This is a genomic window from Novosphingobium sp. Chol11, from assembly GCF_900218065.1.
GTDB classification, from domain to species: Bacteria; Pseudomonadota; Alphaproteobacteria; order Sphingomonadales; family Sphingomonadaceae; genus Sphingobium; species Sphingobium agri.
In genome coordinates this window covers 2,250,625-2,264,494 of sequence record NZ_OBMU01000001.1, presented here as the reverse complement: position 1 = coordinate 2,264,494, position 13,870 = coordinate 2,250,625, and the positions used below count along the sequence as shown (strand labels likewise).

The following is a 13,870-nucleotide window of genomic DNA, read 5'->3' as shown; positions in this document are numbered from 1 at the left end:
GCAGGCTCTTCAGTCGAGTATGTGCATGACCATCGGCGTTTGAAGCACGCTGTCAGACCCTTTGAGCCGTTCCAGCGTGCTGCGGACGCACCGTTCTTCGCCCGCATGCGTGACGATCGCCATGAGTACGCTGTCGTCGTGGCTGGCGCCGCGCTGGATCATGCTCTCTATCGATACGCCTGCATCGCGCGTTGTCGCCGCGATTTCGGCGAGCACGCCCGGCCGATCCTGTACCTTGAACCGCAGATAGCTGCGGCCGATGCGGGCGCCTGCATCTGCCGCGGGCTGTTGCGCCAGTGCAGCGACGGGCATGGCGAGCGCATCGCCATATTCATCGCGTGCCACGTCGATGAGGTCCGCCACCACTGCCGAAGCCGTCGGGCCGTCCCCTGCGCCCCGGCCCTGGAAGAAGAGGCGGCCGACGAAATTGCCTTCCGCGACAACGGCGTTGAGTGATCCGTCGACATGGGCGAGCGGATGGTCGAGCGGCACCAGCATGGGATGAACCCGCTGGAACAAACCCCCGGGGCCATTTTCAGCCATGCCGACCAGGCGGATACGATAGCCCAACGCCGCTGCTTCGGCGATGTCGGCGGCGATGACGTGGCGGATGCCCGTCACCGCTACATTGCCAAAGTCCAATTCAGTACCAAAGGCGAGGCTGGCAAGGATGGTCAGCTTGTGCGCGGCGTCGACGCCATCGATATCGAAGCTCGGGTCGGCTTCGGCATAACCCAGTTCCTGCGCTTCCTTCAGTACGTCGTCGAAGCTGCGGCCTTCCTTTTCCATCGTGGTCAGGATGTAGTTGCAGGTGCCGTTGAGAATGCCATAGACGCGGCTGATCTCGTTGGCGGCCGCTCCTTCGCGCAAGCCCTTGATGACCGGGATGCCGCCGGCGACCGCTGCTTCATATTTGAGCGCTATCCCGGCCTTTTCCGCCAAAGCCGCCAAATCCAGCCCATGATGGGCCAGCATGGCCTTGTTCGCGGTGACGAAGGGCTTCCCGGCAGCCAGGCACTGGCGGGCGAGGGTAAGGGCGGGGCCGTCGGCGCCGCCGATCAGTTCGACTACGACGTCGACATCTTCGCGGCCCGGAAGGGTGGTCATGTCGTCCACCCACTCATAGGGCGAGAGGTCCACCCCTCGATCCTTGTTGCGGTCACGGGCGGAAATGGCGACGATCTGGATCGGGCAACCCGCGCGGCGGGCAATCAGGTCCGCGTTCGTCTGCAACAGCCGGATCACGCCACCGCCCACCGTGCCGAGGCCGACAAGCGCGACGCGCAGCGGGGCATGGCGGTGCAGATTGGTCATGATGATGGCTGTCCTCAGGGTGATATGAAGCCGCGCTGATAGCCGCCAACGCGCTGCTGTCCAAGCAAAAGGACATGTAGCGCGCGTGGGACGACCATCAACCGGCTGTTCTGGTGCGCCCGCAACTGCCTAGCGACTGGATGACGAAAGCGTAGTCCGCGCGCGCCTGCTCTGCGTCGATCGGCGCGAGAGCCTTGACCGATGACATTGGCAATGTCGCTGGCAAGCTGCATGCAAGTCGATACCAGAGCAGGCTACCGGAAGCAGGGGGACGCGCTGCTTCATCGACGATTTCGCCAAGCGCGACTGCCCATCTGGGATCCTGCCCCGGGCGCCGGAGAATCGAGAGCGACACGGGGTCTCCAGTGGCCGTCCGCAGGAAAATCTGTGTCTCGCCCTCACCGGCGACGGTCCCGGCAACATGGAATGCGTCGCCGATGCCGAGAATCCCGGGCGGAGCCTTCGTGGCGACAAGTTCAGACAGGATAGCCTTCACCTGCTGAATGTCCGAAGGCGTTGCAAATATCTGGGCGTCGCGTGCCACAAGCTGAATTTCGCCCGGCCGGGCCGCGGGCCGGGCAAAGAGGATGACCTGTGCTTTTTTGAGCTTGGGGAGCTTTCCGCGCGCGGTGAGGGTGGCATCATAAAGGTAACGAACGCGCGGGCTGATTCCCCCTTCACCGCGAATCAGTGACTGAATTTCGGCTTCGACATAGACTCGTTTTTGACCGGTAGGGACATTTTGAGCGGCTTTTTCGGGTAGTGCAATTATGCTTCGGATGCGTGCCACCGCCACCAGCGGCGCAGCGTCGGCCAAGTCCGCAAGATCAGCATAGGATATAGTGGTGGATTCGGTCGGCTGGCTCGTTTGAGCCGCCGAAACCAACGGAGATGCGGCCAAAATGAGGCATGCTGCAGCAGCGGTCTTCAAGGTCATGGAGGATTTTCTTTTCATGTTCGTCCTGCCTAAAGTCATCCGTGACAATGTTGTCACAGGCAAGTCATTCTGTTTTAAAATGCTCATCGGAAATCAACCTATCGATAAAGCGTTTGCGTGCCACGATGCGCCGCGATAGGAGTTTCGACGGTAGCAAATGCGCGGATGGGGGCCAAAGGTGGCCAGGGACGACCTGGTCAACTGGGGCCGCTTTTGGCTTGTTTGCTTATAACAATGGTAAGTTGAGTTAAGGAGTGTCGTTGCCGAATGGCCTATGCTGACCACTCGCAAGGATCGAGTCGCACGATCTCGATTATCATCGTCGCCCTGATTCACGCTGTTCTGGGTTATGCCTTTGTTACCGGCCTTGGCATGAAATATGTCAAAAAGGCGGCGGAACAGCTGAACGTGATCGACGTGAAGGAGGAACCGCCGCCACCAGACGAGGAACCGCCGCCGCCGCCGCCAGACCAGCCGGTCGAACCGCCGCCGGTCGTCGCGCCCCCGCCGATTGTTCAGACGCCGGCTCCTGCGCCGCCCATCCAGACGGTGCGTACGCCGCCGCCGGTATTCAACCCGGTGCCGGTTGCCGCTCCGCCGCCGCCTGCTCCGCCGCCGCCGCCAGCCGTTCCGGCTTCGCGCGCTACGCCGCGCAGCTCGCCGGGCAGCTGGCTCAGCGATGCCGACTATCCGAGCCGCGCACAGCGCGAAGAACGTTCGGGTACGGCTGGTTTCCGGCTTGAGATTGGACCTGACGGTCGTGTCACGAGCTGCACCATCACCTCTTCTACGGGTCATCCCGACCTTGACGAGGCGACGTGCCGTCTCCTGCCGCGCCGTGCGAAGTTCAAGCCCGCTACGGCAGCCGGAGGCGGACCCATGTCCGACACCTACAATGGTCGCATCACCTGGCGACTGCCTGAATAATTGTAACGGGAAGGCTGGCGCTGCTGCCGCCTTCCCCTTTTATTGATCCTTTTGAGAGGGAAGTCTTGAAAATGTTGATGTATCTCGCAGCAGCTGCGGCGCCCAAGCCGGAAAATCCCTACGGCCTCATGGAAGCCCTGGAGCAGGGCGGCACCATCGCATGGACCGTGTTCATCATCCTGGTCGCCATGTCTGTCGGCACCTTCTACATCCTGTTCACCAAGCTGATCGAACAGCAGAAGGTTCTCAATCAGGGCAAGAAGGTTCGCGCAACCTTCTGGCGCGCCGCGACCCTGAAGGAAGGTTCGGCCAAGCTCGAAAAGAACTCGGCCTACAAGCAGATCGTCGACGACGGCATCAAGGCTCAGGAAGAACACACCAAGCTGACCGACCCGGTCGAAGCTCATGACTGGCTGCACGGTTCGCTCGCCCGTTCGGAAGCGTCGATCAACTCGAAGCTCGGCGGTGGCCTGGCGTTCCTCGCGACCGTCGGTGCGACCTCGCCGTTCATCGGTCTGTTCGGTACGGTTATCGGCATCTACCGCGCGCTCATCAAGATCGGTGCTGCCGGTCAGGCATCGATCGACGCCGTCGCCGGCCCGGTCGGTGAAGCTCTGATCATGACCGCGCTGGGTCTGGCCGTGGCCGTTCCTGCGGTGCTTGCCTACAACTTCCTGCAGCGCCGCAACAAGTCGATCGCCGAACAGCTGAATGGCTTCACCGTCGATCTGCTGGCTCACCTGGTGTCGAACGGCGCCGTCAAGCCTTCGTTCGCGACTGCTCCGGCTGCGCCTGCCGCCAAGCCGGCTGCTGCTCCGACCAAGGCCTGATAGGGTCAAGGAGCCGGTGCGGATCCGTAGGCGGCTGCGGCTACTGTTTCCTCACCGGCTATGGGCCCCACGAGAAGGGGCACCATCGACACGCATGTTAGGAAATTAATCAATGGCAATGAGTGTTGGCTCCGACGGCGGTGATGAAAAGCCGATGTCCGACATCAACACGACGCCGCTCGTCGACGTCATGCTGGTGTTGCTCATCATCTTCCTCATCGCGGTCCCGGTCGTCGTCCAGACGGTTCAGCTGCAGCTCCCCAAGGTCGCGTTCGAGCCGACGACGACGAAGCCGGAGAATGTCTCGCTGTCGATCACGCAAGCCGGAGACGGCAGCTGCGCGGTTTACTGGAACCTGACCAAGGTGTCTTCGGACGAGTTGCTCGACCGTGCGGTCGCGAAGCTCGAAGCGGACATCAAGAAGGCGGGCGGCGTTGAAAACCTGACGCCGGAGGATCTGCCTGAAGTGCATATCCGCGGCGACATCAATACGCCCTACCGGTGCATCGGCGGCACCATCTATACGATGCAGCGCGCCGGTTTCCCGAAGGTCGGCTTCATCTCCGAACCCGAACCGGGTTCGCAGACGCAGCGGCTCTAAGTTTTAGGAGTATCGCCCCATGGCAATGAGTGCCGGAAAAGATGATGGCGAGCCGATGATGGAGATGAACACGACGCCGTTGATCGACGTCATGCTCGTTCTCCTCATCATGTTCATCATCACGATCCCGATCCAGACCCACGCGGTCAAGATCGACCTGCCGCAAAACGCGCCGCCGACCGACAGCGTTATCGACCCTGTCAAGAACAAGGTCGCGATCGATGCCGGTGGTATCATCACCTGGAACGGTTCGGCCATCGACCTGCTGACCCTGCGTCAGTATCTGCAGCAGTCGCTGCGCTTGCCGGTCGAACCCGAATTGCAGTTCCAGCCCAACGCGGCCACCCGTTATGTGGTCGTTGATGAGGTGCTTGCGGAGATCAAGCGCGCTGGCGTCACGAAGCTGGGCTTCGTCGGCAACGAACAATATGGAAATTTCTAAAGGCTGGCTACGCCGCCGCCGTCTGGCCGGGAATGTTCGACTTCCCGTTTCCGGGCGCGGGCTGGGGTGACGCAATCAGCTTTTGGCAATTGATCAAGGGTCGCTTCGGCGGCCCTTCTTTTTTGCCCGCTCGTCTTCAACACTTCTTAACCGCGATCAGCGAGAATGCGCCGCAAGGGACGCATCTGACCATGGGCGCAGAAATTCACATTGAGCCGAGCGCAAACGGCAGCCGCCTATCGGAGCGGCGCTATGTCCACGTGCCGGTAAAGGTGAGGCGGCCGGGTGAAACCTGGTTCAAAAGCCGCGTCGCCGATCTCTCCGTCAGCGGCTTCCGGTTGCAGAGCTTCATGAAGCTTGCTGCGGGCGATTGCCTCTGGGTCATGTTGCCAGGTTTCGAAGGGCGCCGTGCCCATGTCCTCTGGACGCGGGGCCACGAAGCAGGTTGCCAGTTCGAACGGCCGCTCCACCCCGCCATCCTCGATCACATCGTGCGGATCAGCGACTAGTCGAGCGGCGAGTGGTGGAAGCCTTCAGGCCGGCGCTACATCTTGAAACTGAAGGCTCGCCAGCCGCGCGTACAAGCCCTTTTCCGCCATGAGCGCGGCATGATTGCCCTGCTCGACGACCCGGCCTCCATCAAGCACGATGATACGGTCCGCGGCACGCACCGTCGCCAAACGATGGGCGATGACGATCGTCGTCCGGCCCGACATCAAACGCGTCAAGGCGTCCTGCACCAGCCGCTCCGACTCCGCGTCCAGAGCTGATGTCGCCTCGTCCAGCAACAGGATAGGCGCATCCCTCAGCAGAGCGCGAGCGATCGAAAGCCGCTGCCTTTGACCTCCGGACAGACGAGCACCCCCTTCGCCCAAAAATGTATCAAGCCCTTGGGGCAGCGCGCGCAGAAAAGTCTCGGCATTCGCGGCGCGCGCTGCGTTCCAGATCTCGTCGTCCGACGCATCCCACCGGCCAAAACGGATATTGTCCCTGGCGGAGGCAGCGAAGATCACGCTGTCTTGTGGCACCATCGCCATCATGTCGCGAACGGCTGCCGGATCTGCTTCGGGCAGACGAATGCCGTTCAACCGGATTTCGCCCGCATCAGGATCATAGAAGCGAAGGGCGAGTTGGATCAGCGTCGATTTGCCAGCCCCTGACGGTCCGACGATCGCAACCGTCTCACCCGCCGCGATGTCGATCGATATGCCGTGCACGGCCGCCTCGTCAGGCCGGGTCGGGTAGCTGAAATGCACATCATCGAATTGGAGGTTGGCGCCCGTTGGAAGCTGCGGGATTTGCCGGGGTGAGGCGGGCGCAACGATGTCGGGCTTCGCCGTCATCAACTCATGCAGGCGGCTTGCGGCGCCCGCGCCTCGCAGCAGGTCGCCCCATGTTTCGGAAAGCGCGCCGAATGCGCCTGCCACAAGGCCGCCTGTCAGAACGAAGGCTGCGATGCTGCCTCCTGACAGACGGCCCGCAGCGACGTCTAGCGCGCCCTGCCACATCACCGCAGTGATCGACCCAAAGACCAGCGCGATGACCACGGCGGTCATGGCGGCGCGGAGGAGGATGCGGCGACGGGCCGTCGCAAACCCGGCTTCTACGGTTGCGTCGAAGCGAGCGGCTTCGCGCGATTCCTGCCCGAATGCCTGAACGATCTTCATGGCTCCCAGCACTTCGGCGGTGACGCTGCCGACGGCGGCAAGCCTGTCCTGGCTGGCGCGGGACAGCAGGCGGACGCGGCGGCCGAGGCTGATCATCACGACGAGGATGATGGGTATGCCGAGCACCAGGAGCCCCGCCAGCTTGGGCGCCAGCGCGAACAGGTAGATGAGGCCGCCGATCCCCGTTACCAGATTGCGCAAGGCGACGGACACGGTGGAGCCGACGATCTGGTCGATGATGGCGGTGTCGGCCGTCATGCGCGACGCGATCTCCGACGGGCGGTTCTCTTCGAAAAAGCGCGGTTCCAGGCGCAGGAGATTAGCCTGGGTGGCCGACCGGATGTCGGCAACCACACGCTCGCCAAGCCAGGACACGAAGTAGAAGCGCGCCGCCGTGGCAAGGGCCAGGATCAGCACGATCAACAGCAGATATTGAAACCACCGGCTGATGTCGCCACCACCCATGAAGCCGCGGTCGATGACCAGGCGGAAGCCGCTGGGAATGGCGAGCGTGGCGGCGGAAGAAACGATGAGCGCGGCGAGCGCGGCTGCGATCCGTCCGGGATAATGCGAGGCAAAGCGCCATAGCATGGCGAGGCTGCCAAGGGACGAACGCGCGCCGCCGCGCGACATGGATTGTTCCGCATCTTGCATGCGCGCGCGCTTAGCAGCCCGGGGCGCAAGCCTCAACGAGGATCAGTAGAGCGGGGGCTCAGCTGGCGGGCGTGATCTCCGCCGCCAGCGTCATGATGCGGCGGGCAGCGGTGCGGCCGGTAAGGGCGTAGGCCATGTCGCCCGCTTCCCAATAAGCGATGATGTCGGTCGCGCGCCGGGCGATCAGCGGCCGCGCTTCGGCAGGGGTTTCCGCCTTGTCCGCGAAGAAAGAGAGCTGTTCGCCCGCCGGTGTCACGAGAGATATGGCAATGGCCGGACTGTCCGGTGTCGGGAAAAGCTGAACGTCAGTGACGCGCCAGCTGCGCGGGAAAGAGGGTAGGATGATGCCGGTCGAACGGCGTATCTCCTCGCTGTTGAGGGTCGCGCTCTCCACCTGGGACGCCATGTTCTGGCGCAACAGGCCGGCACGGTGGGACGCGGCGGCTTCGTCAAGGAAGGGACTCGCCTGAGCCGCCTGCGGAAATTCGCCCAGCGCGCCCCTCGCGATCCAGCCAGTCGCCAGCAGGGCGGCGATCGCGGCGGTCCGGCGTAGATGTTGCCAGCCGCGTCCGCTTTCATTGTCGTTGGCGACAGGAATCGACATGTCTCGCCTGCGGCCCACCAGCGTCCCTTTGGTGCCGTCATGCATCAGGCGGAAATCGATGTGTGGCCAGCGCTGGCGCCAGCGTTGCGCCACGATCCGTTCGCCGGGCCGGGCCGCATCATCCAGCAGGACAACGGCGTTGGGCGACAGCCGTGCAAACAGGCTGTCCGCTGCGCCCCGCACCAGCGGGTGAACGGACCATGGCGGCCCGTCGATGATCAGAAGGTCGATGCGCTCGGGCAGATCGTCCAGCGCATACCAGCGCCCCGGCCAATCGCTGCTTTCCGATGCCAGCGGCGCGTGGCGCAGATCGGCGTGGAGGCCATGGTCGGAAAGCCAGGTCCGGGTTGCGTCAACAAAGCCGCCATGCTGGTCAAAGCTGGTCAGGCGGCCGCCGCCATGCATCGCCAAAGCCTTTGCCGCGATCAAGGTGGACGCCCCTGCGCCCAGCTCCACCACCTGGGCGGGCCGCAGACGCGCTATTTCCCGGACGATATGCCGCAGGAAACCGACATCCGCTTTCCAGCTGCCAAGATGCGGGAGCGCGTCATGCGGCAGCTTGAGCTCATCCAGCAGAGCGCGTTTGTCAGCCTTCCGGCCGCCCGAAAGGCTGGCGAGCAGCCAGGGCCAGCTGATGGCGCCGAAGCCGATGCGCCAGGCAAGGTCCGACATGCGGCTTTGCGCTGCCCCGGCTTCCTGCTCGGCCAAAGAAAGAAAACCAGTCAACTCACGGGAGGTCACGATGCACCCATCCTCATATTAGAATTCGGCGGGACTATGCGGCGCTGCGCGATTTTCGCATAGAGCCTTGTGTCCGCCCTTGTTCCGCCGCTCAGGAAACGCCGATGAACCGCATAATTTCCGCTACCGTCGAACGCTGGCCAGTCGCTGGCGCCTTCATCATCAGCCGGGGCGCGAAGACGTCGGTCGATGTCGTCGTCTGTACCGTCGGCGATGGAGCGCATGTGGGCAGGGGCGAGGGCACGCCCATCTATTATGAAGGGGAGACAGCCGAGGCCTGCGCCGCTGCCATCAACGCCTATGAGGGGCCTCTCGACCGGGAGGCCTTGCTGAGGGCGATGCCCCGAGGTGCTGCCCGCAACGCGCTGGATTGCGCTCTTTGGGATCTGGAAGCGAAGCAGGCAGGCATGCCGGTGTGGCAGTTGGCGGGCGTGCAGCCGCCGACGCCGCTGCCGACAGCCTTCACCATCAGCCTGAACGACCCGGTCCAAATGGAACAGGATGCACGTGCTGCCGCGGGCAGAGGCTTTGCCCTGCTGAAGTGCAAGCTGACCGGAGAGGGCGACCGGCAACGGATCGCAGCGGTTCGTGCCGGTGCACCGGGCGCACGCCTGATCGTCGATGCGAATGAAAGCTGGCACGACATCGATATCGCGGCTGAAGCGGAAGCGCTTGCGGCGCTTGGCGTCGAAATGGTGGAGCAGCCGGTTTTTCACGGGCGTGAGGACAGGCTGGCGGGCGTCAAGTCCCCATTGCCCCTTTGCGCCGATGAAAGCTGCCATACGCGCGCCGACCTGGATCGCCTGGGGGACTTCGATGCGGTCAATATCAAGCTGGACAAGGCGGGGGGCCTGACGGAAGCGCTGGCCCTCGCCCGCGCCGCAAGGGAGCGGGGTTTCCGCATCATGGTGGGCTGCATGCTTGGCACGTCGCTCGGCATCGCTCCCGCCGCGCTGGTGGCGCAGGGCGCGGACTGGATAGACCTGGACGGAGCGCTGCTGCTGGCCAAGGACCGGGAGGGCGGCTTGTCCTTGCAGAACGGCCTGCTGCAACCCGGAAGCCTTTGGGGCATGGGTCAGTAGCCGAGCGTCAGGCCAGCGGTATAATATTTGGGACCGACATTGCCTTTCACGCGCAGCTTGGGAAGGATCGGCATTGCGATGGTAGCATAGGGCCTGGCCTTGTCGCTGCTGAAGCGGACGCCAGCGCCCACCGTTGCAAAGGCGGGCAGGGCGTATGTCGCTTCGACCCGGCCATAAAGCTTCGCCGCGCCGTCGCGCAGATAGACGCCCGCGCCGGGTGTCAGGCTGAACCCGGCCACGTCCAGTGCATAGCCTGCGCCGATTTCAGAGCCCCAATGTCCGTTTGCCCGGCCGTAATTGGCTTCGGCTCCAAGCCCTTCGGCATGGACGGCGGGAGCGGTGGCGAGGGATGCCGCCAAAGCGGCGGCGGCGAGTGTAGCGCGTGAAATCATCTTTATGTCCCCGATCGGATTTGCCGCTGCCTGACCCGCTGGCAGGGACGAGGCAAGCGAGGGGAAGATGAAGCGAATCGAAAACCGGTTCAGGTGAGCCGCGCGGTCCCTTCATGGTCGATATGCAGAGGATCGGGATAGGGCATGATCGTGCGTCCGTCCGGCGCGGCGGTGAAGCTCGTCTGGGTGGGATAGGCAAATTCGATGCCTTCCGCCTTGAACCGCTTCCAGATCGCCAGGCCGATGCGATGGCGCGACTGGAAATAATCATGCTGGTCAGGGTAGGGCACGTCGAAATTCAGCTCATAATCGAGCGAACTCGCGCCGAAACGCACCAGGCCCGCGTTGACGAAGTTCATCCCTTCGGCAGTCACGATCTCTTCAAGCAGGGCCGGGATGGCATCGGCCTTTTCATCGGGCGTCTGGTAGATGATGCCGAGGGAAAAGGTCACCCGGCGCTGCTCCAGCGTTTGAAGGCTGGTGATCTCCTTCTGGAGGAGGTTGGCGTTGGAAATGACCTTCTTCTCGCCCGTCATCGCGCGCAGGCGCGTGCTTTTAAGGCCGATGCGTTCGACGCGCGCGGTCGTCTGGTCATAGGTAATCACCTCGCCCCGACGGAAGGGCTTGTCGAAGATGATCGACAGCGCGGCGAAGAGGTCGGAAAATATGCCCTGCGCCGCAAGGCCGATCGCGATGCCGCCGATGCCGAGGCCAGCCACCAGCCCGGTGACGTTGACCCCTAGATTGTCGAGCACGACCACTGCGGCGATGGCGAACAGGCCAAAAGTTACCAGGACGCGGATGAGCCCCATCGCGTTGGCAAGGGTTTCGCCATGGGCGTCTTCACCGACCGTCTTGCGTTCGACAAGGCCCAGGATGATCTCGCGCGCCCAGATCGCCGCCTGGAAAACCGCAGCGATGGTGAAGAGGAAACCTACCGTCTTCATCACCATCAGCGGAGGATTGGCATAGCTCACCACCAAGCGGGCAGCGACGAGGGCCATGAAGAAATGGGTGGTCCGGGCGATCGCGCGGCCAACGACGTTGGAGACGGCCAGGGTGCTGCCCGGCTTGCCACGGAAGCGCTTTCCGAATTCGCGCAATGCGGCGAGGCCGAGATAGATGGCTATGCCGATCCCGAAGGCAATCACTATCTGCAACGAGTGAACCGCGAACCAGTTCGCCGTGGCATGCCACATTTCCGAAAGGTTGGGAGGGCGAACGGTGATTTCGGTGAATGCAGGCTCTTTCTTCGCGGCCATGGGGATCCCTGAAAATTGAAGAGCGGTCAGGCCGCCAAGGGAAGAGAGGGGCTGGCCCCCGCGCTCTTCCAGAAAGGCGATCAAACCACGTTCGTAACGGGTCAGATAGCGCGTACTGCGCGGCAAGCGAAGCCCCGCCCGTGGGCGAGGCTTTGCAGCATGGGCTCCTTCTCAAGAGCCTCTAACCCGCCTTGCCGCTTTTACGTTCCCGGCCCTAACCCATGTGGGTCAGGAACGGCCAGCGAAACGTGCCGCTGCTGCGCAGCCGCCAATGGTCCGGATGACGGCGAATGACGGACAGATGGGCGAGCGTCAGGGTCGTCGCCAACAGGGCGGCGGGCATGGCGATCATCGTGGCGCCGGGAATAAGGAGGGCGGCGCCGAAGCATCCGACAGCTGCCGCTGCCGTGAGCAGGGTAGCCTGCGCTTCGCCATCCGGGCCGCGCATCCAGAATACGCAGCCGCTCACGCCTAGCGCGAACGCCATGGCGAGCCGGGCGGGCTGGCCCTGTCCGGCAAGTCCGCAGCCGATGATCAGCAGAATTATGAGCAGCGCGATTCCCGCGCGCGGCAGTCGGCCAAGCAGATAGGCACCGGCAGGATAGAGCAGCAGCTCTGCCATCAGCACCGCCGCCAGGATCGATCCGGCCAGGGTCGCCTGCTCGGGACCCGCGATAACCGCCACGACCGCCGTCGCCGCCCATGGGACGAGGCGCCCGGGCGCCATGCGTATGTGGCTGACCCAGCCCCGCAGTCCAGCGCGCGTATCCCATCGCCGGTCCGCCAGGCGCAGCTGGAACGCCGCGATGATGAACAATGCCTCAACGCCCCAGGGCAGGAATGCCTCGCCTATCATGGGCGACGCTAAGACAAGGCCCAGCAGCAAGCCGTGCGCCATGCCCAGAATGCGGAGTTCTCCGCTCATCATACTCCCCCTGTGACCGGCTTCAGCGGCCGCAACGCCATGGCCGGGCTCCGCACCGTCTCCCGCTGCTTGCGCGCGAGATAGGTGTCGAGGCCGATTTGCAGCGATAGCATCATGAAGATGAAGGGTTGGTAAGCGATGCCGACGAACAGCGATCCGATCATGTAGATGACATGCCCCTGCTGAAGCGCCAGCGCGAAAGGCGCGACCCACGCCTCGCTGGGGCCGTCGCGGCCGCGATAGCGCCGCCGGATCGCTTCGGTCCGGATGAAGCAGATCAGATGTATGAGTAGCCAGAGCGCGAAGCCGAAATAGCCTTGCTCGCCGAGCATTTCGAAATAAGCGCTGTGATAGGCGCGGCCCTTGTCGGTGACGAGCCGCCGCTCGACTCGCGATCCCCCACTGTCGATCACCCGTTCCTGCGTGAAATAGGTGAAGCTGTTCTGCAGGTAATTGTCGAAGCCGCCTCCGCCGGGATGCTCCTTCACATAGTCCAGCGTCCACTTCCACACGGCCAGGCGCGTAGAGGCGCTCTCATCGCCCTGATGATTTTCGATGGTGGACATGCGTTGGGTGAAGCTGGCAGGCAGGAAGGGGATGGCGGCCAGCGCTGCCACGGCCATGAGCGGGCCGTAGATAAACCGCCGCTTCGACCGCATCAGCATCATGCCGGCGAGGATCACGATGCAGACGAGGCCCGTGCGGGCTTCCGTCCCGATCGGCATCAGCAGACAGGCAAAGCATAGCGCATAGGCAAAGCCGCGGACCCGCCAGTCGGGGGGAAAGATGGTGCCATGCTTCGCCAGCCACAGGATGAGCGGAATGAGCGAGATGGCAACGCAGCTGATGATGCTGCCTTCATAAAGGCCGCTATTATTGTCGACCATCAGGTTGAGCACGCCATAGCCGCCGCCCGACAGCGCCGTCTTCATGCCGCCATTGATGATGATCGTGCTTGCGCACAGCACCATGAAGAGCGCCAGTGCCTCAAGCCGCAGCCGGGTGCGCAAGGTGAGCGGCAGGAAGATGGCGAAGATCATCGCCTTCCACACCCATTCCCATTTCGTGTGAGCGTTGAGCGGGAAGTCGGCCGTCGCAGTCGTATAGCCGCACCAGGCCAGCAAGATCAGCAACAGGAGCTGGCGCATGGAGAAGCGGCAGTCCGTTTTCTTGTCCACCAGCAGCCAGGCACCGACCGCCAGCGCAAAGGCGATGGCGGAAATCGGGATTCGGTTAAGCAGGAAATAGGACAGCCGCTGCGGCGAGACGATGTCGATATAGGCATAGACGGCGACCAGCAGGAATGGACGCCGCAACCCCAGCAGGAAGAAGGCGCCAAGAAAAGCGAGGAAGAACAGGTCACGCATCGGGCGATTGCTCCGCCTGCGATTCGTCATCCAGGTCCGGGCGCGAAAGCAGCCGCCAGGCCGCCAGCATGATCACGCCATGGCTGACCAGCAGGGAAAGGGCGTCAATCATCGCGCTAAGGGTT

General features: G+C 63.3%; 14 protein-coding genes. 6 read left to right on the top strand and 8 right to left on the bottom strand.

The features are described from left to right. Positions 1-9: 9 nt before the first annotated feature. Together NCHOL11_RS11245 and NCHOL11_RS11240 are read right to left on the bottom strand one after the other, a co-directional pair. Positions 10-1,314: a homoserine dehydrogenase gene (locus NCHOL11_RS11245; RefSeq protein ID WP_097092378.1), complete on the bottom strand. Its 1,305-nt coding sequence runs from the start codon at positions 1,312-1,314 to the stop codon at positions 10-12. A gap of 97 nt (positions 1,315-1,411) precedes the next feature. Beyond that, the gene (locus NCHOL11_RS11240; RefSeq protein ID WP_255254775.1) at positions 1,412-2,251 is read right to left on the bottom strand and encodes a hypothetical protein; all 840 of its coding nucleotides are present in this window, start codon (positions 2,249-2,251) and stop codon (positions 1,412-1,414) included. Between the two features lie 267 nt (positions 2,252-2,518). On the opposite strand from NCHOL11_RS11240, the gene NCHOL11_RS11235 reads away from it, so the two are divergent. The 5 genes from NCHOL11_RS11235 to NCHOL11_RS11215 all read left to right on the top strand — a co-directional run bounded on the left by NCHOL11_RS11235 (position 2,519) and on the right by NCHOL11_RS11215 (position 5,560). After that, entirely contained in the window at positions 2,519-3,178 is a 660-nt protein-coding gene (locus NCHOL11_RS11235; RefSeq protein ID WP_097092376.1) for an energy transducer TonB, read from the top strand. 71 nt (positions 3,179-3,249) lie between these two features. Further along, positions 3,250-4,008 carry a MotA/TolQ/ExbB proton channel family protein gene (locus NCHOL11_RS11230; protein ID WP_176502232.1) on the top strand — a complete coding sequence of 253 codons (759 nt, stop codon included), beginning with the start codon at positions 3,250-3,252 and terminating at the stop codon, positions 4,006-4,008. A 112-nt stretch (positions 4,009-4,120) separates the two neighbouring features. Beyond that, a complete protein-coding gene (locus tag NCHOL11_RS11225; RefSeq protein WP_097092374.1) occupies positions 4,121-4,609 on the top strand; it encodes an ExbD/TolR family protein in 489 nt (162 codons plus the stop codon). A 19-nt stretch (positions 4,610-4,628) separates the two neighbouring features. Then, positions 4,629-5,051, top strand: coding sequence for an ExbD/TolR family protein (locus NCHOL11_RS11220; protein ID WP_097092373.1), 423 nt, complete (start codon positions 4,629-4,631; stop codon positions 5,049-5,051). A 191-nt stretch (positions 5,052-5,242) separates the two neighbouring features. Next, positions 5,243-5,560, top strand: coding sequence for a PilZ domain-containing protein (locus NCHOL11_RS11215; RefSeq protein WP_097092903.1), 318 nt, complete (start codon positions 5,243-5,245; stop codon positions 5,558-5,560). A 24-nt stretch (positions 5,561-5,584) separates the two neighbouring features. Here NCHOL11_RS11215 and NCHOL11_RS11210 read toward each other — a convergent pair whose 3' ends face one another. Both NCHOL11_RS11210 and NCHOL11_RS11205 read right to left on the bottom strand, forming a co-directional pair. Further along, positions 5,585-7,372, bottom strand: a complete 1,788-nt coding sequence (locus NCHOL11_RS11210; protein ID WP_097092372.1) for an ABC transporter transmembrane domain-containing protein — start codon at positions 7,370-7,372, stop codon at positions 5,585-5,587. A gap of 58 nt (positions 7,373-7,430) precedes the next feature. Beyond that, a complete protein-coding gene (locus NCHOL11_RS11205; RefSeq protein ID WP_097092371.1) occupies positions 7,431-8,717 on the bottom strand; it encodes a class I SAM-dependent methyltransferase in 1,287 nt (428 codons plus the stop codon). A gap of 104 nt (positions 8,718-8,821) precedes the next feature. Between NCHOL11_RS11205 and dgcA the strand changes: the two genes are divergently transcribed. Then, positions 8,822-9,799, top strand: coding sequence for an N-acetyl-D-Glu racemase DgcA (gene dgcA, locus NCHOL11_RS11200; protein WP_097092370.1), 978 nt, complete (start codon positions 8,822-8,824; stop codon positions 9,797-9,799). On the opposite strand, the gene NCHOL11_RS11195 is transcribed toward dgcA, so the two are convergent. The 4 genes from NCHOL11_RS11195 to NCHOL11_RS11180 form a co-directional block, all read right to left on the bottom strand. Next, positions 9,793-10,191, bottom strand: coding sequence for a hypothetical protein (locus NCHOL11_RS11195; protein ID WP_097092369.1), 399 nt, complete (start codon positions 10,189-10,191; stop codon positions 9,793-9,795). The two genes, dgcA and NCHOL11_RS11195, sit on opposite strands and share 7 nt — an antisense overlap. Positions 10,192-10,280: 89 nt before the next feature. Then, a complete protein-coding gene (locus NCHOL11_RS11190; protein ID WP_097092902.1) occupies positions 10,281-11,453 on the bottom strand; it encodes a mechanosensitive ion channel family protein in 1,173 nt (390 codons plus the stop codon). A gap of 214 nt (positions 11,454-11,667) precedes the next feature. Beyond that, positions 11,668-12,378 (bottom strand): hypothetical protein, encoded by a 711-nt coding sequence (locus NCHOL11_RS11185; protein ID WP_097092901.1) that lies wholly within the window; start codon positions 12,376-12,378, stop codon positions 11,668-11,670. Next, positions 12,378-13,745, bottom strand: a complete 1,368-nt coding sequence (locus tag NCHOL11_RS11180) for a putative O-glycosylation ligase, exosortase A system-associated (protein WP_097092368.1) — start codon at positions 13,743-13,745, stop codon at positions 12,378-12,380. Before NCHOL11_RS11180 ends, NCHOL11_RS11185 begins: the two co-directional genes overlap by 1 nt. Positions 13,746-13,870: the final 125 nt, after the last annotated feature.